The organism is Coleofasciculus sp. E2-BRE-01 (assembly GCF_040221695.1).
Classification (GTDB): domain Bacteria; phylum Cyanobacteriota; class Cyanobacteriia; order Cyanobacteriales; family Coleofasciculaceae; genus Coleofasciculus.
In genome coordinates, this window is record NZ_JAVKEA010000021.1 from 1 (window position 1) to 21,284 (window position 21,284).

Here is a 21,284-nt window from a genome sequence, read left to right on the forward strand (position 1 = left end):
CATCCACAATGTTTTTTTCAAACAGGCTCCGTTTAATACATAGCTCCCCAAAATTGCTCGCTTTCCCCCATACCCCACACCCCATACCCCACACCCAGTATCCTATCGTGGGTAATGTGGCTTAAGTTGACACCCATGACCCTACACCCCCCTCTACAGCCGTGGTAAAATTTCCGGTAAAAGCTGACCCGGTACCTTAGAAAGTGCCAGATTTTGCCCACTAATCCCTTGTTCCTGGTAGAACGTGCGAATCGTTTTAATGATATAGTCCAAAGAGGTTTGGTAAACATCCGATCGCGCCGCTACTCCCGTACAAGCTTGAACATGCTGATGGAGGGCGGTTTGTAGATGGTGGGATTGATCCTCTTTTCCCGCACCCAAAGACGGTTCAGTGGCAAACTGATAATGGGCAAGTCCCAAATTATTCCGAGTGGCGATAACATCAAAATTAACCGATGTCGGCGGATGATTCTGCGCCAATTCCTCGGCTAACGCGATCGCAACCTCATAAGCGGCGATACAATGGCGTAAATAGTCTGCCCGTCTCTGAGAGTCTTCAACACAGCGATCCGCCAGATGCCAATACGCCGTACCCAAATTATTCTGAGTCGCGGCACAGGCAGCCGGAGACACCTCTGGGGTACGATAAGTTAGCGCATCTTTATAGGCTATCACCGCTAACTCCAGCCAGGTTTCCGGTTGTTCATACTGTGCCAGATTCCAGTACGCTGTGCCTAAATTATTTTGAATCATCGCCCAATTTGTCGCATTCGAGCGACTGTTGTAATAACATAGGGCTTCCGCATACGCCCCAATTGCTGCCTGTAAGTTATTGACAGGAGAGTGATGTTGTGCTAAATGCCAATACGCCGTGCCTAAGTTATTTTGGGTAGAGGCATATTTAAGCGGGTCATTTTCTGGATTACGATAGTGTAATGCTTCTTCGTAGGCTCGAATCGAGAGTTCTAAGTTATCCGCAACATCTTGATAGCGAGCCAAATCCCCATAAGCTGCCCCTAAATTATTTTGGATCATGGCATAGGTGTGGGGGGCGTCTTGAGCCGTTAATTTCGTTAATGCCAGTTGATAGGCTTGAATCCCCTGTTCCAGATAAGATAGACGCATCCCTGTATCCTGGGGACATCGGGAAAGCATCCAATAAAGATTCCCCAAATCATTAAGAACATCCGCGACGTAGGGCGATGTATCATCTAACCATTGCAACGCCTGCTCATACGCCTGAATCGCGATCGCTAAATTTTCTTCTGAGGTGTCTCCTTGTTCAATCGCATGACGGTAATGATTCCCCAGTTGTAAATACGCCTCAGCAGGCGACGCGGTTTGGGGGAGATCTGGGGCTTCCGTTGATGTATCAGCAGGATGTTGGGATGTCGGCGGATTTTGTGGCGGTAATGGTGTTTCCTCCATCTCAAAGTCCACAGCCCCCAGCTTCCCTTTGCCATTCGGATTAGCATTAGACTTCCCGTTAGTCGGGACAATCAGGGGTTCAACCTCCTCGCTAAAATGTCCATTGTTGCCCACACTATTCTGGAACAACTGCAAATCCAGAGTTTCGTCCACTTCCTGGGTTAGCACCGTCTGCAAGGTTTCTTGGAACGAAGCCTCTGTTTCCTCTGTCTTCTCTATCTCCTCTTCCTCTGTTTCCTGAGTCATCACCGCCGTGGGAGAGGCTTCCGGTTGAGTCGCGCCCACCGGGGGAAGTGGTGTGGGTTCCCCTTCAAACTCGAATACCCCAGTACGCCACCGCCAAAATTCCGGTACAGACTGGACAATGGAATGGAACCAAGGGCGGGGTAGCCAGAGTAACACATTGGCGTCTAACTGCGGCAAATAGCGCTCAATGGACTGTAAACGCCGGAGAAACAGTTGCTGTACCGTTGGGGATTGACGGGTTAAGCGTTCAACACCTAGGAGTTGGAAACAGGGAGGGGATGTGGCGATGGGAGAATGGCGATTTTGAGCTAACCAGGCAGCTATTTGGGCAAAGGGATGGGGATCATTGACATTAATGTTCAGGCTGACTAAATTAGTAGAGCCTGAACCCTTGGGTGGCGCGATCGCAGAGGTTGTCCCCAACTCCCCATGAAGTTTACCCGCCAGACGATTCCGTAGGCTCAGATCATCACAAATCGCCACAAAAATTTGACGCCGTAGTCCGAGACTCAGAGCAAGTTTCAAGCGTTTATAGATTTGCCGATTCCAGCTCGAAATTTTATGGGCAACAGTATCCGTTACAGTCATGCTGAGAGAGTCCAGGAGTGTCAGGCAACAAGAGGATGAGATTTAAGGGAAAGACTTGATCGTAACAACGAGTACCGAGCGATCGCGAATTGGGCAGAATCGCGATAAAATCTGAATGATGAACAATAAGAAAATCGCAATTTTAGAGGATGTTTAGTTCTACCTACCTACTCGTTGCATAATCAGTAGTTGAGAGTAATCTTACTATGACTCTTCCTACTATTGTTGCCTAATTCAGGACTTATTGGGTAATACTCAAGGCATCAGGGAGAGCGGTATACCTTCAAGTACCAAAGAGCTTCCCATAGCTGTCGTCATCAAAAACTTTACGTCATACTGGGTTCCCTACTTATCCGTTTAGTGAAGGGTTGTCTGATTATTGACAGCAGATTCTAATCGAGCCGTTTCTAACCAAGAGATTTAATCAAAAAGTCCGATGAGAATTTGGGTGAGTTGTTCTAGGTCGTCGGGCACCCGATATAACGTAATGTCTTGGGTGATGCGATGTTCGGTTCTCTCTATTTTGCCAAATCGCCAAGCATCTCCCATCGTGACAGCACCGTAGAAAATGTTTTGTTCTTCAACTTGGGTTAATGCTATCAGTTCCACGGCTAACTGCGTAAAACCTCTAGTCAAGTCATCATGTTTCGCCTCAACCACAATCAGACCTGTCTTCCCCCGCACAAGGTAGTCCAGGTTACCTTTGAGCCAATGATTCACAGTGAGAGGATATTCAATACGAATTTGGCACTGGCATAACCGAGCAACTTCCAGCAGTACAGGAAAGACCAAAGCTTCCCGCCGCGCCGCTTCGTTACTCAAGCTGGTTAATAGGAGAGTGTCCTCTAGCCGCTGCTGCAATGCTGGGAGTTGGTCAAGTTGCTTTTGAGACAGGGGTAAAGATAGACGTGACTTGTGAAGGGTGTAATCAAACTCGGCAAGAATATCCTCTGCCTCGTAGGGCATCTGGAAATAAGATCGGAAGGTATAGGATTGTCCTTCTTGTAGAATTTTGGTCTTTGGCATGGGCGGCTTGTCCTTTTGATGTCATCCCAATTCTAATCAGATGAGTAAAACAACAACTGAGAACTTGAATCATATTCAGATATATAGCGCTACGCGCCAGGCTTTCTTGCAATAGCCAATAGGCAAAAGCTTACCTTCCAAGGGATTGAGCGATTTGAATTTTTCTTCTATTTGTCCTAACCTGCCTTGGTACTGCTATACGTTCAGAACCCCTCCACAGGATACCTCTGGAGGGGGTACTTGGGTCGCTATCTTAGGACACTAAGGGACTTGCGACTTAATAATGTACCAAGGAAGCTTGGCTGAGTTGATGAATTCAGCTCGCCTCACTGGTACTTTATTTTTACGCAACTCTCTAAGCTTCTACCTCAACCGGTTCGGGTTGGGGTTCGGGGGGAAGTTCCTGTTTCAGCGTCAGATAACGAATCACCTCATCTCCATAGCGCATCGCTCGCTGAATCTGAGCCACATGAGTCGGGGGCGCTTTATAGTTCATTTGAATGTAGACGCCTTCGCGGTGTCTGTCGATGGGATAAGCCAAACGACGCTTACCACGATGTTGGATGTCAATCTCCTCACCGCCTTGCTCTTGCAGGAGATCTTTATACTTGGTCACCGCTTGGTTAACCTGCTCCTCTGACATATCAGGACGCAGGATATACATCATTTCGTAACTATCGCTCACAAATGGTCTTCTCCTTATGGACAATTGGGCTTCTTTTGCTGATTCGAGATAGCCATGGCTTTTAATCGGGAGGCTACCCCAGTCACAGAAGCAAGGATTCGAGCTGACTTAACTGCTCTATTCTATGCCTGATCTGGGTTTTTTCCTACTTCTAGGCTTGAGGCAGACAATCCGCCCAGATGACACTCTTGCAATTTTACTATTTTTTGGTATTAATTCTAGCTAGCTGCCAGGGTCAATCAAAATCCCATATCAGTAGAATGCTCTCATTCAATTACCAAGGAATCTCTAATATCATGGCGCAGCGCTACGTCCGCATTAAAACGGCTCAAGGGCAAACCTACTATGGCTTGCTGCAACTCAACCGCAGTATCCAAGTTTTAGATGCACCGCCGTGGCTACAGGGTCAACCGACTGATCTGGAGTTAGCACCGGATAGTTATACATTGTTGGCTCCCTGTGCGCCATCCAAGATTGTCGCCGTTGGCAAAAACTATATGGATCACGCTGTTGAAATGGGAACACCTGTTCCCCAGGAACCCTTGTTGTTTCTCAAACCACCGACAACCATAACGGCGGCGAATCGAGACATCCAGTTTCCGCCTCAGTCAAAACGGGTGGACTATGAGGGAGAGTTGGCGCTGGTTATTGGTGAACTCTGTGTAGACTGTACGCCCGAACAAGCCCAAGGAAAAATTTGGGGGTACACCATCGCCAACGATGTCACTGCTCGCGACTTACAAAAACAAGATGGTCAATGGACGAGGGCAAAGGGTTTTAATACCTTTTGTCCCCTAGGTCCTTGGATTGTGCGGGAGTTGAGTGCTGGGGCGAAGTTGCAGACGTTTTTAAACGATGCGCCCGAACCTGTACAATCAACATCCATTGATCAAATGGTATTTGCCCCGGACTTCCTAGTCTCCTATATTTCTGAGATTATGACCCTGCTTCCCGGAGACGTAATCCTTACCGGTACGCCACGAGGGATTGGTCCAATGCAAATCGGCGATCGCGTCCGTGTGGAAATTGAGGGAATTGGTCATTTAGAAAACACTGTCGTCCCCCGTTCTGCACCCGTCATTCTTTAACCTGGGTTAAACGGTTTTTCAATAATCCTCAAACCCTTACATAAACGAATGACCAATGACCAATGACCAATGACCAATGACAAATAGACCAATCATCGAACTTGGGCGTAAACCGCTTCCGAAAGTGTGGGAATTTCGGCGTAGCGCCCCAGCAAAGACTGAACTATCCCGTAGCCGCAAGCCACAAGCGTACCTAAAAAGATCACGTTGGATAGGGTTTCTATAAAAAAGTTCGCTCCCAATCCTCGTCCGAGAATGCTCATGGCAAAACTACATAGAACCAGTAGAATATCTAAAAGAATTGCCTGCATCGTATTAAAACGAATAAAGTGGGCAATCCTTTCATTCCTGACAACGGCTAAAAATAAGACAAAGAAAAGAATCAGTCCCGCAAAGGGAATTGTGCTTTTAATGAAAATTAAAGGAGAGAGCGGTACAAGAATAATATTTAGGACAGGAAACTGTCTGAGTAGAAAAACACCAAACGGCAGTGCGTACAATAAAGGCAGCAGATAGGGCAGCGCTGCAAAAATTCGATCTTTAACTGTTGTTGAGCCGCGCCAAGTCATTGTTGCTTCTCCTTTTCGGGTGGTTCAAATCGCTATCTAACTATTTTCAGGATAACGTAGGTGACCCATTTCGATGAACGCTGTCATCTGTTATGGGTTTTATGTCAGGATTTATGGATTATTTCCGACTCGGACAGTAGTTCAGTTTATTGTCCCAGATGATAAACTATTCAAGGTTAGCGATGCGGAAACCCATTTCGCACTCATATTGCTCCGGTTGATGGGGTGTGAGTTTACGAATGGCATGACCACATCCCAGCTTACCCCGACGCCAACGGGGTTGACCCTTGCTGTCAGCCAGCAAACAGCTTTGACAAACTTGAGTCGGGGAGAGAATTTGCTCTTCGGTAAGGATAACTAACATAGAACGCCTCCGGTCAATTCCACTAGAGCGCTGATCCCATCATAATTTACGTCTTTAGCTAGAGGCTCTCTATCAACACAGAGCTTAACTTTCATCCATTGGATACTTACCTCTGAGAAACGCAGGGGAGAGGGGTGAGAGTTTGAGCAAAGCAACGGCAACGGGCAATGTGGTAAAACGTTTATGAACCAAACTGGACGGCAAAGCATCGTAAGGGATTGACGGACGTGACTCAAACAAACTTAGATTTTCTCGCCCAAACTGACCCAGAAGTCGCTGAGGGAATAAGCCAAGAACTCCAACGCCAGCGTGACCATCTGGAACTGATTGCTAGTGAAAACTTTACCTCCCCGGCGGTACTGGCGGCTCAAGGATCAGTCTTAACCAATAAGTACGCTGAAGGCTTACCCGGAAAGCGCTACTATGGCGGTTGTGAATTCATCGATAAGGTCGAACAGCTTGCCATTGACCGGGCTAAACGGCTCTTTGGTGCAGCTCATGCGAATGTCCAACCCCATTCAGGCGCTCAAGCCAATTTTGCTGTATTCCTAGCGCTGCTCAAGCCGGGAGACACGATTATGGGGATGGATTTATCCCATGGGGGACACCTCACCCACGGTTCGCCTGTGAATGTGTCGGGGAAGTGGTTTAAGGTTTGTCACTACGGCGTTAATCCGGAAACCGAGCAACTGGATTATGATCAGGTGCGCGAACTTGCCCTCAAAGAACGCCCCCAGATGCTGATTTGTGGCTATTCGGCTTATCCGCGTATTATTGACTTTGAAAAATTCCGCAGCATTGCGGATGAAGTGGGCGCTTACCTGGTGGCGGATATTGCTCACATCGCAGGGTTAGTGGCGACAGGTCATCATCCGAACCCAATTCCTCATTGTGATGTAGTCACCACCACCACGCACAAAACCCTGCGGGGAACCCGAGGCGGCTTAATTCTTACTCGTGATCCTGACATCGGCAAAAAGCTGGATAAAGCGGTGTTCCCAGGAAGTCAAGGCGGTCCATTAGAACATGCGATCGCGGCGAAAGCTGTGGCGTTTGGTGAAGCGTTACAACCTGCATTTAAAGAGTATTCAGCGAATGTGATTGAAAATGCCCAAGCCCTCGCCAGTCAACTGCAAAAACGGGGTTTGAAAATTGTCTCTGGCGGGACGGATAATCATTTAATGCTGGTGGATTTACGCTGTATTTCCATGACTGGGAAACGAGCGGATCAACTGGTGAGTGGTGTGAATATTACCGCCAATAAAAATACGGTTCCCTTCGATCCAGAGTCTCCCTTTGTCACCAGTGGCTTACGTCTCGGTTCCCCGGCGATGACAACACGCGGAATGGGCGTAGCTGAATTTATCGAGATTGGCGATATTATTGCCGATCGCTTACTCAATCCAGAGGATGAAACCATCGCCGCCGATTGTCGGCGTCGTGTGGCTCAATTGTGCGATCGCTTCCCCTTATATCCCCATCTCAATATTCCTGTACCTACATTGGTATAAATTGGTCATTCGTCATTTGTCATTCGTCATTTGTCATACTCGCTACCCTTGAGAAGCAAGCTACGTCATTCGTCATTCCCTATTCCCTATTCCCTGTCCCCTGTGTTAACCAAGGACAAAGGACAAATGACCAAGGACAAACCAATGAGCGCAGAAATCATTTGTGTTGGCACTGAGTTACTGCTAGGGGATATTCTGAATACGAATGCCCAGTTTTTAGCCTGCGAATTGGCAGATCTGGGTATTCCCCACTACTATCAAACCGTTGTGGGAGATAATCCCTCGCGGTTAAAGCAAGTCTTGGCAATGGCGTGCGATCGCTCGGCGATTCTGATTTTTACGGGTGGACTTGGACCGACGCCAGATGACTTAACCACGGAAACCCTCGCGGATTTTTTTGGTGTTCCCCTGATTGAGCAAGTTGACATCATTGAGGATATTGCTCGCAAATTTGCTCAACGGGGACGGCAAATGACTGCCAATAATCACAAGCAAGCCCTGATTCCAGAAGGCGCTAAGGTTTTACCGAACCCCAAGGGAACCGCACCGGGTATAATCTGGCAACCGCGCCCCGGTTTAACTATTCTTACCTTTCCCGGTGTTCCCAGTGAAATGCAGCGGATGTGGCGAGAAACGGCGGTTCCCTATCTCAAAGGTCAAGGTTGGGGACAACAAATTATCTATAGTCAAACCTTACGATTCTGGGGAATTGGGGAATCCGCGTTAGCCGAAAAAGTGGCGTCGTTTTTTGACTTAACCAACCCCACCGTCGCCCCCTACGCCTCTCAGGGAGAAGTCCGGTTACGGGTTAGCGCCCGTGCGCCGTCTCAAGGGGAAGCGATACAGGTAATTGAACCTGTTGTCAAGCAACTGCGGCAAATTGCTGGGGCTGACTATTTTGGTGTGGATACAGATACCCTCGCCTCGGTTGTGGGTCAGCTTTTAATCGATGCCAATCAAACGGTGAGTGTAGCCGAATCCTGTACGGGAGGCGGTTTAGGCAGCATGTTGACAGCCGTTGCGGGAAGTTCTGACTATTTTCAGGGTGGGATAATTTCCTATAGCAATGACGTAAAAGTATCCTTACTGGGGGTTAAGTCATCAGATCTGGATAAATGGGGGGCGGTGAGTAAACCTGTTGCCCAGCAAATGGCATTGGGTGTGCGATCGCAGCTGACGACGGATTGGGGTGTGAGTATTACGGGTATTGCTGGACCCGGCGGTGGGACTGAATCTAAGCCGGTGGGGTTGGTATATATCGGTTTGGCGACGCCAGATGATCGAGTTGAGTGTTTTAAATATAACTTTGGTCGCGATCGCGATCGGGCTTCGGTTCGTCATTGGAGTGTCTGTTATGCCCTCGACCAACTGCGACGCCGATTATTGGAGCAATACCACTAGGCTCAAGTGTAACTTGAGTTATAACTAAAGGTAGAGAAGCCAAAACCGTTGCGATCGCAGGATCGACTCCATATTCCATTTAGGGGATAGCTAGGCTTTGGGGTTCTGTGTTATGCTGAACGTTAAGAAATGCAACAGATGGGTTAAAACGATCCAGACGGTGTATAGCAATAGGAAAACCGCTCAGTTTAATATCAGCGTCATAGTCTTAACTTGGGCAGGGTTTCCACTAAAGCGCCCACAAAGCGTCCAAGCGTAAAACGCCCAAGAGTTCCCAAAGTCGTGCTGAGAAAGGCTTCTAGCACCCGTCCTGTTGTTAAGACGGTCAAAAACCTATTAAGTTGTCTCACAGGAGCATTCAGTTTAATGGATTATATAGAAAAGGTGTTGGAAAAACTGAAAGAATGGGCACGCAAGCTGGTTGGAACCCTCTTGGGTCCTGAACCTCAGCCGGAACCCGAACTCATCCCCATTCCGGTTAATAATCCACGCCGTCGTTCCCGATAATTAGTTAACGTGCCGAATGAAGCTCGGAGTTCTTTGAGTATTCTCGTCCTGCATGGTCCAAACTTGAATCTTCTAGGACTCCGAGAGCCTGGTATTTATGGATCGGTAACCTTGGCAGAAATTGACAAACTCCTGCAACAGGAGGCAAGGTCATTATCCTGCCAAGTTGTGACGTTACAGTCCAACCATGAAGGTGTTTTAGTTGATGCCATACAAGCAGCGAGAACGCAGCATCATGGGATATTAATCAATGCTGGTGCTTATACCCATACAAGTGTAGCCCTACGCGATGCCTTAGCTGCCGTAGCACTGCCTGTAGTGGAAGTACATCTGAGTAATATCTATCAGCGCGAACCCTTTCGACATCACTCCTTCATCGCCCCCGTAGCTGTCGGTCAGATCAGCGGCTTTGGTGCCGAAAGTTATCGCTTGGGACTCTTAGCTCTCGTCCATACCCTGAAAACAGGGGCAAGAGCAAATTAATGCAGCATTCTCTTCTGTGCCGATTTCAAGGAGCATTACTGGGTAGCTTGATTGGTGAGCTAGTCAGCCATCACCTTGATCAAGGACTCGGTGATTCAGTTGGTAGAAAATCGCTTCAGTTCACCAAACGCCAACCTCAACCGAGTCAGTCCCACCTCTGTATGCCCCAACTCTCCCCTTGGAGTCAAATCGCCACTTGTGGAATCGAGAGTTTAATTGACACAGGCAGGCTGAATGACGATTGGATCATTCGCTGTAGCCAAACCCAACCCTCACTCCTAGAATTGAAAGGGAAAGCCCAAAGCAGCGAAGCAGCGGTGGCAACGCTGCCAATGGCGCTTTTTTTTCACGAAAATCAAGAGTGGTTACGGCAACACCTGGTTCAGGCGGCAGCAATTTGGCAACTCGAAACCGACGCCTCGGCTGGGATGTTGGCAATCGCTACCGCCATGGCTCTGACTCTCACCGAAACCCTTAACCGAACAACCCTGATTCCCCACATCCTTAGAGTCTTGGGGACAGAACAAACCATCTTAACCTATCGATTACAACAGGTTCAAACCCTGATAGAAGCAGGTGCAGATTTAGAAACCACCAGGAGGAAAGTGCGCCGTCTACCCGCAAATTTAGGTAATAGGGGGGATGCCTCAGATATGGCGATCGCTTTAGCCTTTTATTGTTTCCTCTATACACCCGAAGATTTTCGTCTCTGTGTCATCCGTGCCGTTCGTAGCGGTTACCAAAACCAAATTACGGCGGCTTTGACAGGGGCATTAGCGGGTGTTTATAACGGTATCAACGGTATTCCAGTAAGCTGGCGAGTTGCTGCCCTTAAAATTCCGGTCTTCAAAAAGAGGCAAAAATTAACAGACCAATTACTAGCGGTTTGGCTAGGGGTTTACGATCAAAAGCAAATCAATGGTCGGTACAAACAAGCAGCCGTTGCTGCACCGAATATTATTCAACGTCGTTTATAAGTTATAGATAGGTGGATAAGCCATGTTTTGTCAGCTAAAAAGAGCTAAACTCAAACATTACAGCCGACTAACTGAAACCCAGTCAGGAACCCCAATTTTCGATGAACTGACCGCAAATCCCCACCTGTCTGCCTCGCGGTTTCACCGCCACCGCTCACCTAAAAAGGCAACTCTTCTGCTATGAAAAGGCTCCACTCGTTGACGCAACAGCTAAACCACCTGCGGCAAAAATCTGAGCAATTTCGTACCATCCTTCCATTCGTCGGATCTGATGGTCATCTTTCCCCTGAGCAAAAAAAGCCAGGTCATCCGTTAAAACAAATCCTTCCCTTCCTGGGGACAAAAGGCAATCCACCACCATCAGCAAAGCGGCAAGGACGTTCACCCGTCATGTTTATCCTAGCCGTCGTTTCTCTCACCAGCGTGATGGGAAACCGTTTTTACAATCAACCAACCCTCGATGTGGGTAGGGATGCCCCCTATACCATCCGCGCTCGCTTTGACGCCAGTGTTGAGGATACTAAAACCACAGAAGAAAAACGCAAAGAGGCTCGGACGGGTTCGTTCCCCGTTTTAATGATTGACAAATCTCTGACCCAAGAGATTGATCAAAGCCTACAACAATCATTGGACAAAATAGATCAATGGCGAGAAATTAGTGGTTCGTTTCCGTTTGTGCCAACCTCGGTGCTGTCCGCCGCCACCCAGCAGTATCTGCGCCAGAGTGAAGCCTGGGAATGGCAAGCTATTGTTGCTTTCGTCGAAGATAATGCTCCGGTCAACCCCTTTGAGCCTGGAGTGGTTATCCCGAACCGAGAGAAAAAACCGTTGACTCGGGAGTTTATCCAAGCGGTAAGCGAATTGCAAAGTTACCGTCAAGTGGCGTCTACCCCAGCCTTCTCTGAGTTGATGCAGACAGCCAGTAAAGCTCGTCAGGGTTACCAAAAGGCAGTGGCTCAACTGTCATCAAGTGTAACCCCGGACTCAACTCCTGCCTACGATGCATCCGTACTCGATCTGTCTGATTCGGCTTGGCAGAAAACTCGACAGGGAATTCAGGATGCCACTCGCCACATTCTGACCCAAGGAATTCCGCCGGGATTGCCCTCGGAGTTATTAGACAATGCGGTAGCGGTGCAGGTGAGTACGCTGATTCCGGCTGAGGCACAACCCTTAGCCGTGGAACTCCTGACTTCTAACTTAAAGCCCAATCTCATTGAAGATACAGAACAAACCAAGCGTCGGGCAGAACAAGCTGCTCGATCTGTAGATCCTGTGATGGTGACGGCTCAAGAAGGAGAAGTCATTGTCGAAGCGGGCGAGGAAATTACCCAGGCGGATTTTGTCCTGCTGGATTACTACGGCTTGAGTCGTCGCGAAATTAACTGGATCGGGCTGATTGGATTTGGCGGTTTGGTTACCGGGGGAGTTGGTATTTTTTGGTTAGTCGAACGTCGAGTCCATCCCCCCCTGCGGCAACGTGACCATATTTTGGTTCTGCTGTTGAGTTTAAGTACACCCGTCTTGGCACTATTGGGGGGGCAATATAACAGCCTGCCCGCGATTGGGTTGTTAGTGGGGAGTTTCTATGGGTCAAGCTTGGGTGCAACTGTGGTGACACTGTTGACCGGCTTGGTCACATTTAGCATGGAGGTGAGCTGGGAATTTTTAATCGCGGGTGGTACCGGGGGTTTGGTGGGGGCGTTAATTGCCGGACGGATGCGATCGCGGGAGGAATTGGCGTTATTAGGCGGTATCGTGGGATTGACCCAGGGCAGCGTTCATCTCGTCCTGAATCTGATTATGAGTGCCAGTGCTGGCACAATTTGGTACGCGGTGCTACCGGGTGCGGCTCTCTACGGGCTATCGGGGTTAGCCTGGAGTATTGTGGCACTAGGACTCTCTCCTTATCTAGAACGCTTGTTTGATTTGGTGACGCCAATTCGGTTAGCGGAGTTGTCCAATCCGAACCGTTCATTGCTCAAACGGTTAGCCACACAAGCGCCAGGAACATTCCAACATACCTTGTTTGTTGCCTCGTTAGCTGAAGCCGCCGCCCGTGAACTTCACTGTAATGTGGAACTGGTTCGGGCAGGTACTTTGTATCACGATATTGGTAAAATGCATGATCCGTTGGGATTTATTGAAAATCAAATGGGCGGTCCCAATAAACATGATCAAATTAACAACCCCCGTAAGAGTGCCGAGATTATTAAAAAGCATGTCTCTGAAGGGTTGGTCATGGCTCGCAAACATCAGTTACCGAAAGCGATTCGGGATTTTATTCCTGAACACCAAGGTAAACTGCTGATTTCCTATTTTTACTTTCAAGCCAAACAACGCGCTCAGGAAGAGGGGAAAGATTTGGTGAAAGAAGCAGACTTTCGCTATGATGGACCAATTCCTCAGTCGCGAGAAACAGGAATTGTCATGTTAGCTGATGCGTGCGAAGCGGCGCTGCGATCGCTTAAGGATGTTACCCCGGACACTGCCTTAATCACGGTTAAGAAAATCCTCAAAGCCCGATGGGAAGATAACCAGTTAGTTGATTCGGGGTTAACCAAAGAAGAATTATTGATTACGGCGGAAGTCTTTGTCAAAGTTTGGCAACAGTGCAATCACCAGCGGATTGCTTATCCAAAAGCTGCCCTGAGTTGTCAACCCTCTTCTCCAGTTTGAGCGATACCCAATCTGCTTTGGTCACCCCTTTTAAAAATCAAGTCAGTCCTTGACTTTTTTTGTTAGTTCAGGTATTTTTTTATCATGGAAAAATGTGCGATCCTATAGACCCTCGTTCGTAGTAAGGGCTTTAGCCTATCCAATAATCAAAACATCGACACAACATTATCACTCACATCCACTCTGACAAAAAAGGGAGCATCCCAATTTGGTAAATTGACTCTTTGAATGGTGCTGAAACCCTTGCAATTGCGTTACTTTAAGTAATGCTTTGTCCAAAACGGGATGCTCCTACAAAAAAAAGGCGGGTTGTGCATAAAGGTTATGGGTTTCTTGAGTTAATTTTTTCCCTAAACCCGCCCCTACATCGGATTTTCTGCCCCGATATCAGATTTATAGATGAACCGGAAACCCGATAATAAAACTTACCCGATTTTTAACCGTGATCGCACTGACTAAGTAGGTGGACACAATTAAAGTTAGCGGTGGAGATTAGGGAACAGGGAACACCTCGACTTCGCTCGGTGTGTCACAGGGTACCTATTAATCAGGCTCTTGTTATTAGCCCCCTGAATCATGGATTGCTATAATTGATGTACCTCATACGCATAAAACGTTTTTTTTGTCAAATCAACCCCAGAGCGAGTTGATTGAATTTGGTCATTAAGTACGTTTGTAGTATTTAATAATTTGTGACTTTAGCTAGGAAAATAGACGTATTTTTAAGGCGTTGAGGCGTTTTACCCTTAAACTAGCTACAATAACAACACAATACAGGATTCATTTTTTTGATACTACAACCAAAACCAACGTAAAGTCAAGCTTTTCCAGGACTGTCCAGCTTCAGCCCTAAATCCGATTATCTTGATAAATTTAAAACTCAACGGATAAATCGAAAAGGTTTAGTTATGTGACAACAGATCCACCGATGAAGATTCAACCGGATAGGATTATATCCCGACTATATTGCCTCGATAATTTAAATCCCGTAGTCATTGACTTTTTTTGTTGTTTAAGGTACTTTTTTACCATGGGAAAATGTGCGCTCCTATAGACCCTCTAGAACAGTAGGGACAATGGAGACTTCCCAGTAATTTCGCGATCGCACAACCTGGGAAAAAGAGCGATCGCATCCAATTACCGAGACGCCAGCACTCCCACGCGATCGCGCTTCACCTCTGCCAAGATAGCACCACGCCGTTTCAACACCCGCTTCATCTCCTCAGACAATCCCGGATTGCTAGCAAACTCAGCATTTTCCACATTTGCCCCTCTCAAATCCGCCTGATTCAAATTGGCTCGACTCAGATTCGCGCCGCCGAGTTCAGCAATGCTGAGATTAGCGCGAATTAAGTTAGTATTGCCTAAATTGGCTAAATACAGGTTAGCCAGACTCAAATCCGCCAAACTCAAATCCGCCCCCTGTAAATCAGCACCTGTCAGGTTCGTCCGAATCAAATCAGCCCCTCGCAGGTTGGCGCGAATCAGGTGAGCATGGCTCGCATTGGCACGAATCAGCGTCGCCTGACTCAAATCACTAAGGCTGAAATCAGCATTCCGTAGCTGAGTATTCCGCAATTTGGCACGGTTTAGTTTCGCTTGACTCATATCCGATTCACTCAGATTCGCGCCGTCGAGATCCGCACCTTGCAGATTCGCTTGTCCCAAATAGGCACGAATAATTGAAGCCTGCTTCAGGTTTGCCTCTCTCAGGTCAGTTTTTCCCAGATTTGCCCCTCTAAGTTTCGCTTCATTCAAATTAGCCCCATAGAGATAAGCCTGGTAGAGATGAGCGCCTCTCAAATCAACCATTTTCAGATTGGCGTAGTTTAAAGTTGTCCCCTCTAAATTGGCATCAGTGAGGTTCGCCCCCTCTAAGTTTGCCTGAGTCAGATCCGCATTCCACAGCACCGCACCCCGTAGATTAGCCTGTCTCAAATCAGCCCCACACAGATTAGCCTGAATCAAATCCGCCCCGCGCAAATCCGCCCCGCACAGCCTCGCCTTCATCAGGTTAGCGCCATGCAAATCAGTACCTCTAAGATTGGCTTTCACCAAATTAGCACCTTTGAGATTAGTATCTCTGAGATTAGACTCGGCGAAATCTCGTGCCAAATTCAGACCCACCATTGCCGCCAGTTGAGCTAAATTATCTGTATCCGCCGCGACAACCTTCTGAATTAGGACTTGGAGTTGGGTAAAAAAACGTTCATCCATCATAGTGCAACTCAACTCGACTGAGATAGGGCTTAAACTTACGTTCCAGCAACTGCTGAATAATCAGCCTGTCCAGCACCGCCCGTTTATTGCGACTAATATCCGGACTCCACAATCGGTCAACATGGGTCAAACAAATATCTCGCCGCGATACTTCAAATGTGGCGTCCACGCGACAAGGAAGGGCAGAGACACTCAATGTGCCGAGTTTGACCTGATTGAGCCAGCCATTTAAGACAGGCTGTCCCCGTTCTTCTTCAAAAATCCAGGCGGGGTTTTCTTCGGTTACTTTTGTAGTAATGTGACAAATGGAATAATGGTTAGGTTCCCCGTTTAGTGACGGTTGTCCGGTTGCTCCATTTCCCTGAGGGTTAAGAGTGGATTCATCCAACTCCCCAGAGATGCGATCGCGGATTGGACTATTCGCTGGAGAATCCGTCTCCACCGTTGGTACACCCAATTCCATAGAACCCATAATCCGGGACTCATAAGGAATCTCACCCCCCTCTATCCTCAGCCGCAATGCTCCTCCTTTGAGTCCAAATTGAACCCGCCCTTGAGGTAAAGATTCGCACTGCTGGCTAAACTTAAGGGTTAAGTACAGGTCAATTTGTGGCGTTGGAAACGGTTGCAGAAATTCCAGATAGTCAGGATGTTCCACGGGTTGCACCGGAATCCCTGCCAATGTCATGTACAGACAATCAGCACAGTTGTTTTCCGGTTCGGGCTGGGATAGAGGAGAAATCGAGGAAGGCATTGCCGAACACCAACTGAGTAGGGGTTCATCTATAACCGTACATGACCTGGGACTCAGTTGTTTGCCTGCGTAACATTAGTTGACACCCTCCCCCGGCTGAAAATACGCCATACCTCAAAGAGTAGGGTGGGTTAGGTGGGACTTGAATTGAGGTGACAACCATTCAATGAACTATCCACCGTAACCCACCGATATTAATGCTGGGCATAATTTTGAAATTGGCTGGGGTCAAGGATGCCATTAAATAAAGGGCGCAATGCCTTGCGCCCCTACGGATGGGATACACTATCCATCAAATCAAATATTGATCAGCGATCTAATGTTATTCACATCAAAATCCAGTTGGGCAAAATCTTGCTTGTGATTTGACAGAATTGTGCGAAATTCGGCGGGAATATCCCCATCTTCATTTTTGATGATATATCCATACTTAATCGCCGTTAACACATTCACCAGATAAAGCAGTTGCGTTGCTTCTCCTGAATCTGGAGAAATTGCTGGATCATCCTCATTCCCAAAACTACCATTCCGCAGTCCGAGAGAACTATACAAAACTTCCCCCCCAGCATCCGTTTGGGAATCATTCACCCAGGAATGCCACAAGGTTACGTGGAAAATCGCAAACCGACAGAACTGTTTTAAGTATTCCATATCATTGGCATCGGGTTTATCCGATAGCGTAATCGGACTTACCACTTTCAGACTGCCATTGATGGTGCGGCGGGAATTATTCGGTTGAGTCAGTTCATTCGTATCATACCATTCATACCCATCATCGCCACCACCGTCTTTTTCGGGTTCATACGCCACACTATGGTTAACCAAGTCATCCGATAACCGATGAATTTCAATCCATTCGCGTTCAATCTCATCCTGATAATTCTGGAAAAAGACCTCAATATACTCCGTCAAAAGCTGCCAATAGAGATTGGCTATCTTGGCATAGGTATGAGTTTCACATAAAGCCTGACGCGGTTGCCAACCTTTCCAATCCAACTGCGACATGCTCTCATGACAAATCTGCACCACACTCTCTGGCGTCAAAAATCCAGCCGTGACAACATAGCCCTCATTTGGATCTACTAATACCGTATCCGCCCGCCGATTAATATTAATCAAGCTCTTGAGGTGAGGAATTAACATCAGGCGGAGGGGATTTTTTCGCAAGTTCCGGAACGCTGCAACTGTATATTGCTCCATCTGTAAATGAGCTTTAATATAATGTTCAATCAGTTCAGCCGCGAAGAACGTGTTGGTGCGGAAAATTCGCTTTGCCTGCAACCATTTATCGCCATCGTTGGGTGTATAGGTGATCGGTTCTTTCAGGGGAGAAAAAGGAGCGTAGGAATCAGGATATCGGCTTTGAATGGTAATCGAAGTGGGTAAGAATTTGCCATCTTTCACCTCAAATGTAGCTTCGACGTTGTGCAGATCATGAATCTGATCTTTTTCGTAAGCATCCCAGTTGAATGTCACCTTGTACTCATTCGGGTTGCTCTTATTTCTTTTCGGTAAGCAGGGATTCATCCCATTGAGAATCCGTAGCCCAAAAAATTCATCACTTCGGGTATATCCCGGATTTTTTCGCTCTAGATCAATCGTGGAATTGGGCGGATAATCTCCTTGAATTTCCTGGAGAGAGAGTTGATTCGGATTGAGCGTATTTTCGATAACATGCTTGGCTTTAATCGGGGTTAAACGATTCGCGGCTTCATAACCTTGTAGTTTGCGACCAATCGCATCTTCGTCCGGTGTTCCCTCTAACTCGGTAAACAGAATGCGGGGGAAGGAATTGGTGGGGTTGTAAAGCCAGTAGGGAACGGTGCAAGTGCCAAAGTCATACTCCTTTTGCGTGACATTATCGGGTCCTTTAATCGTGTAGGCGAGACGTTTGGCAAGCACCAATTCATTGTTGGTATCGAAGCTGCTGCGAATTTCAATGACTCTCAGTTCTAAATCTGGCTTGTCCTTAAACCCCGCTTGTTCCGGATCATAGTAAATCTCAAAATAACCATTGCGATCCGTTATCCCTTTCCCTAGATACTCTTCAGGTGTACCAATGTCTCGATCCCACAACTCCACTTCCATATTATGTAAGGGGTTTTGGGTGTCACTGAAGACGAGCTGACCGACAACTTTGCTTAACTGCGATCGTTGTTTTGCCGCTTTTTTCTTGAGTTTTTGCTGAACGCTAGACTTGTTAATTAGCCTGAGCTTTAAAACTTGTAATAGTTCTTGAACAATAGTTTGCGTCTTGGTCATGTGGATATCCTTTTGTCAAAAGAAAGGTTACGAGTTTATTGGTGTCTTGTCCAGGATAATGCCGGAATCCCTAATCATTCATGAGATAGCCTAAAGGCTGAAGCCGAATCAGGACGACGATTCGTTGACCCATCAGCAATTGGTAAATATAGCGCTACGCGCCAGGGAACAGGGAATAGGCAATAGGCAACACCTCGACTTCGCTCGGTGTGTCATAGGCAATAGTGAAGACAAAAGCTTACTTTACAAGGGATTGAGCGATTTGAATTTTTCTTTTATGTTCTAACCTTAGTGCGTAGTGCTATAACCAACAATCGGCTTTATTAGCAAATGGCAATAGGTTTGTCAATGCGGGAACCAGAAAAAATTCAAGAATTATGAGTCTAAATCAGTTGTGAAATAGCGATCCTTGCTGGGCAATACTTTCAGCCCTATTTGTGTTCACGACTGATTTAAACAGGCTTAACTGGCTCCATTTTTGGACAGATTTATACTGTATACTATTTTTATTCATCATTCAAGTTGGTTAATATCGATGTCATTTAATTAAGAAATGTTGAGCGTTTTTGCCAAACTTGAGCTGAACGCCATAAAGTTCAATACGTATGATGATAAGGTTATAAATTAACCCTTTCCAGCAAGCAAAACCCCGAAGAATTAGGATGGAACACCAAAAAATACTCGAAGTCCATGAGCGTCAACTCAAGTTCTCGCGCCTCTTGGCAAAAATTGGTCAGAACAATCCCATTGGCAAAGTCATTCGTTTAAGGGCTTATTTTTTAGACCTTCCGGTACTGACTAAGCAATGGCGAGATTATCTGTATGTGCGGAAGAAACAAATCTCCGATAAATTTCTGGGTTTGGATCAGGCGATCATCCATACCACCTACGCCGATGCCAAAAGACTGGTTGAAACTATACCCCAGAAACGGGATAATTATTTGGGACCCTTAAAAATCAATGCTCGCAGTTATTTTCTCGGTCATCCCTTATGTTTAGGAACCAATGGTGATGAACATGCCGGAATTCGAGCGTTATTTTTTCACGCTTTACCGGAACCAGAAGAAACGACAGAGACACTGGCACAGCTAGTCGATACAGGACTAGCAACGGCGACAAAGCAGGGAAAAATCGATGTTAAAACCGACTTACCCAAAATGATTGTTGCTCTATTACACGAACTGATTCTTGACCTCAAATTATCTGAGGAAGAAATTGCTGGTTCAGCTGGCTATATTGGCGGGTTGGGATTAGCGACTGTTCCCAATCTTATTCATAACACACTGTTGAGAAATAAGACGCGATCGCACATTCAGCATCGCCAACGATTAGTAGACACTTACAAAAAATCTCCCCAGTATCAAGATTATCTAGAGTTCGGGGCAACGCATCAGTTAAATGAACAACAGGTTGCCAACAATCTGTTTGATATGATCCACGTTGCCGGAACTGCTGGAACCAGTGATCTCCTTGCCTCTGTGTTCGGTGTTTTATGTGAAGATGAAGCATTGAGAGCAAATGTTGGTGCTGAAATCGATACCGTTTGGGATGGTCAAAATCCCCCAAATGCCCAAACCTTAGCCCAACTCGAATTAACCGAAAAGGTAATTTTTGAAACAGCACGTCTTTATCCACCCGTTCGCTTTCTCAATCAAATGTCTACCGAACCGATGGAAGTAGAAATTGGCGGTCAGCGATGTCCGTTCCAAAAGGGAACTCGTCTCGTCGCTTCCCTATTTACGGCGAATCGTGATCCTGACAAATATGAAGAGCCAGATACATTTAAAACTACACGAGATTATAGCGATCTTTTATCCTGGAATGGCTCGAATCAGGAACGCAACTGTCCGGGCAGATCCTTATCGATTGCTATTATAAAACTGTTCTGTTTGTATGCGTTTAAGCACTATCAATGGCATTCTGTTTCTGGTGTAGAATGGGATATGAAAAAGTTTGCTCCCTTTAAGCCAAATCTAGTATTAAATGGCTTTGCACGGCGAGCAAGCTAATTGTTAGGTATTGCTTGGCGAATACCGTTTTACCTCGAACAACACGACAAGATAAAAACAAATCATGCTAACCATTGAAACTCGGCAACTTAACGATATTGGCACTTGGATGAAACAAGACAGGGAAACTGATTTCCCTGACATTCTGAAAGGGGTATTTTTTATGGATGGGAATCCTTTCCCCGATGATTGTCTGACATTAGAAGGTGGTAAATGGGACGCGAGGAGTCGAATATTATTAGTCTCTGTGTTTGCTCCATTTCAGTGGACATTTAGTGTTTCCGATAAAGGGCGTCGGTTACTCAATATTGTTAATTTAACCAAATTAACCTATAAAATTCAGTTCACTGAATTCGATTGTTAACAATTGTCCCTAAATCAGCTAACAAGGTTTGAAAGCTATGCACAGGCAAATTATCGGCTGTCCGCTTCTTTTGGGCTTTAGAAGAAGCCGAATCGCTGCGAACTGAGTGGGTGACTATTCCTT

The 21,284-nt window shown here is 46.7% G+C and carries 17 protein-coding genes; 9 read left to right on the top strand and 8 right to left on the bottom strand.

Going from position 1 to position 21,284, the window contains the following annotated elements; genetic code table 11:
• Window positions 1-153 precede the first annotated feature (153 nt).
• The 3 genes from RIG66_RS02290 to rpsF all read right to left on the bottom strand — a co-directional run bounded on the left by RIG66_RS02290 (window position 154) and on the right by rpsF (window position 3,973).
• The gene (locus RIG66_RS02290) at window positions 154-2,262 is read right to left on the bottom strand and encodes a tetratricopeptide repeat protein (protein WP_446374822.1); all 2,109 of its coding nucleotides are present in this window, start codon (window positions 2,260-2,262) and stop codon (window positions 154-156) included.
• A 420-nt stretch (window positions 2,263-2,682) separates the two neighbouring features.
• Window positions 2,683-3,288: a hypothetical protein gene (locus tag RIG66_RS02295; protein ID WP_446374824.1), complete on the bottom strand. Its 606-nt coding sequence runs from the start codon at window positions 3,286-3,288 to the stop codon at window positions 2,683-2,685.
• Between the two features lie 355 nt (window positions 3,289-3,643).
• The gene (gene rpsF / locus RIG66_RS02300) at window positions 3,644-3,973 is read right to left on the bottom strand and encodes a 30S ribosomal protein S6 (protein ID WP_446374826.1); all 330 of its coding nucleotides are present in this window, start codon (window positions 3,971-3,973) and stop codon (window positions 3,644-3,646) included.
• A 296-nt stretch (window positions 3,974-4,269) separates the two neighbouring features.
• On the opposite strand from rpsF, the gene RIG66_RS02305 reads away from it, so the two are divergent.
• Entirely contained in the window at window positions 4,270-5,061 is a 792-nt protein-coding gene (locus tag RIG66_RS02305; protein WP_446374828.1) for a fumarylacetoacetate hydrolase family protein, read from the top strand.
• Window positions 5,062-5,153: 92 nt separating this feature from the next.
• Here RIG66_RS02305 and RIG66_RS02310 read toward each other — a convergent pair whose 3' ends face one another.
• Window positions 5,154-5,630 carry a Tic20 family protein gene (locus tag RIG66_RS02310; RefSeq protein WP_446374830.1) on the bottom strand — a complete coding sequence of 159 codons (477 nt, stop codon included), beginning with the start codon at window positions 5,628-5,630 and terminating at the stop codon, window positions 5,154-5,156.
• A gap of 166 nt (window positions 5,631-5,796) precedes the next feature.
• Entirely contained in the window at window positions 5,797-5,994 is a 198-nt protein-coding gene (locus RIG66_RS02315) for a hypothetical protein (RefSeq protein ID WP_006102198.1), read from the bottom strand.
• A 227-nt stretch (window positions 5,995-6,221) separates the two neighbouring features.
• Between RIG66_RS02315 and glyA the strand changes: the two genes are divergently transcribed.
• From glyA to RIG66_RS02345, 6 genes are all read left to right on the top strand, one after another.
• Entirely contained in the window at window positions 6,222-7,505 is a 1,284-nt protein-coding gene (gene glyA, locus RIG66_RS02320) for a serine hydroxymethyltransferase (RefSeq protein ID WP_446374832.1), read from the top strand.
• A gap of 144 nt (window positions 7,506-7,649) precedes the next feature.
• Window positions 7,650-8,906, top strand: a complete 1,257-nt coding sequence (locus tag RIG66_RS02325; protein WP_446374849.1) for a competence/damage-inducible protein A — start codon at window positions 7,650-7,652, stop codon at window positions 8,904-8,906.
• A gap of 366 nt (window positions 8,907-9,272) precedes the next feature.
• Window positions 9,273-9,413 (top strand): hypothetical protein, encoded by a 141-nt coding sequence (locus RIG66_RS02330; protein ID WP_446351229.1) that lies wholly within the window; start codon window positions 9,273-9,275, stop codon window positions 9,411-9,413.
• A gap of 9 nt (window positions 9,414-9,422) precedes the next feature.
• A complete protein-coding gene (aroQ, locus tag RIG66_RS02335; RefSeq protein WP_446374834.1) occupies window positions 9,423-9,896 on the top strand; it encodes a type II 3-dehydroquinate dehydratase in 474 nt (157 codons plus the stop codon).
• Window positions 9,896-10,873, top strand: a complete 978-nt coding sequence (locus RIG66_RS02340) for an ADP-ribosylglycohydrolase family protein (RefSeq protein ID WP_446374836.1) — start codon at window positions 9,896-9,898, stop codon at window positions 10,871-10,873. The genes aroQ and RIG66_RS02340 overlap by 1 nt, the downstream gene beginning before the upstream one ends.
• A 180-nt stretch (window positions 10,874-11,053) precedes the next feature.
• Window positions 11,054-13,552: an HD family phosphohydrolase gene (locus RIG66_RS02345; RefSeq protein WP_446374838.1), complete on the top strand. Its 2,499-nt coding sequence runs from the start codon at window positions 11,054-11,056 to the stop codon at window positions 13,550-13,552.
• 1,137 nt (window positions 13,553-14,689) lie between these two features.
• Here the strand turns inward: RIG66_RS02345 and RIG66_RS02350 are convergent.
• From RIG66_RS02350 to RIG66_RS02360, 3 genes are all read right to left on the bottom strand, one after another.
• Complete coding sequence (locus RIG66_RS02350; RefSeq protein WP_446374840.1) at window positions 14,690-15,772, bottom strand: pentapeptide repeat-containing protein; 1,083 nt, start codon at window positions 15,770-15,772, stop codon at window positions 14,690-14,692.
• Complete coding sequence (locus RIG66_RS02355; RefSeq protein ID WP_446374842.1) at window positions 15,762-16,526, bottom strand: hypothetical protein; 765 nt, start codon at window positions 16,524-16,526, stop codon at window positions 15,762-15,764. The genes RIG66_RS02350 and RIG66_RS02355 overlap by 11 nt, the downstream gene beginning before the upstream one ends.
• 297 nt (window positions 16,527-16,823) lie before the next feature.
• Complete coding sequence (locus tag RIG66_RS02360) at window positions 16,824-18,788, bottom strand: lipoxygenase family protein (protein ID WP_446374843.1); 1,965 nt, start codon at window positions 18,786-18,788, stop codon at window positions 16,824-16,826.
• Between the two features lie 662 nt (window positions 18,789-19,450).
• On the opposite strand from RIG66_RS02360, the gene RIG66_RS02365 reads away from it, so the two are divergent.
• Together RIG66_RS02365 and RIG66_RS02370 are read left to right on the top strand one after the other, a co-directional pair.
• Window positions 19,451-20,797 (top strand): cytochrome P450, encoded by a 1,347-nt coding sequence (locus RIG66_RS02365; RefSeq protein ID WP_446374845.1) that lies wholly within the window; start codon window positions 19,451-19,453, stop codon window positions 20,795-20,797.
• A 64-nt stretch (window positions 20,798-20,861) separates the two neighbouring features.
• A complete protein-coding gene (locus RIG66_RS02370; RefSeq protein WP_446374847.1) occupies window positions 20,862-21,161 on the top strand; it encodes a hypothetical protein in 300 nt (99 codons plus the stop codon).
• Window positions 21,162-21,284 lie beyond the last annotated feature (123 nt).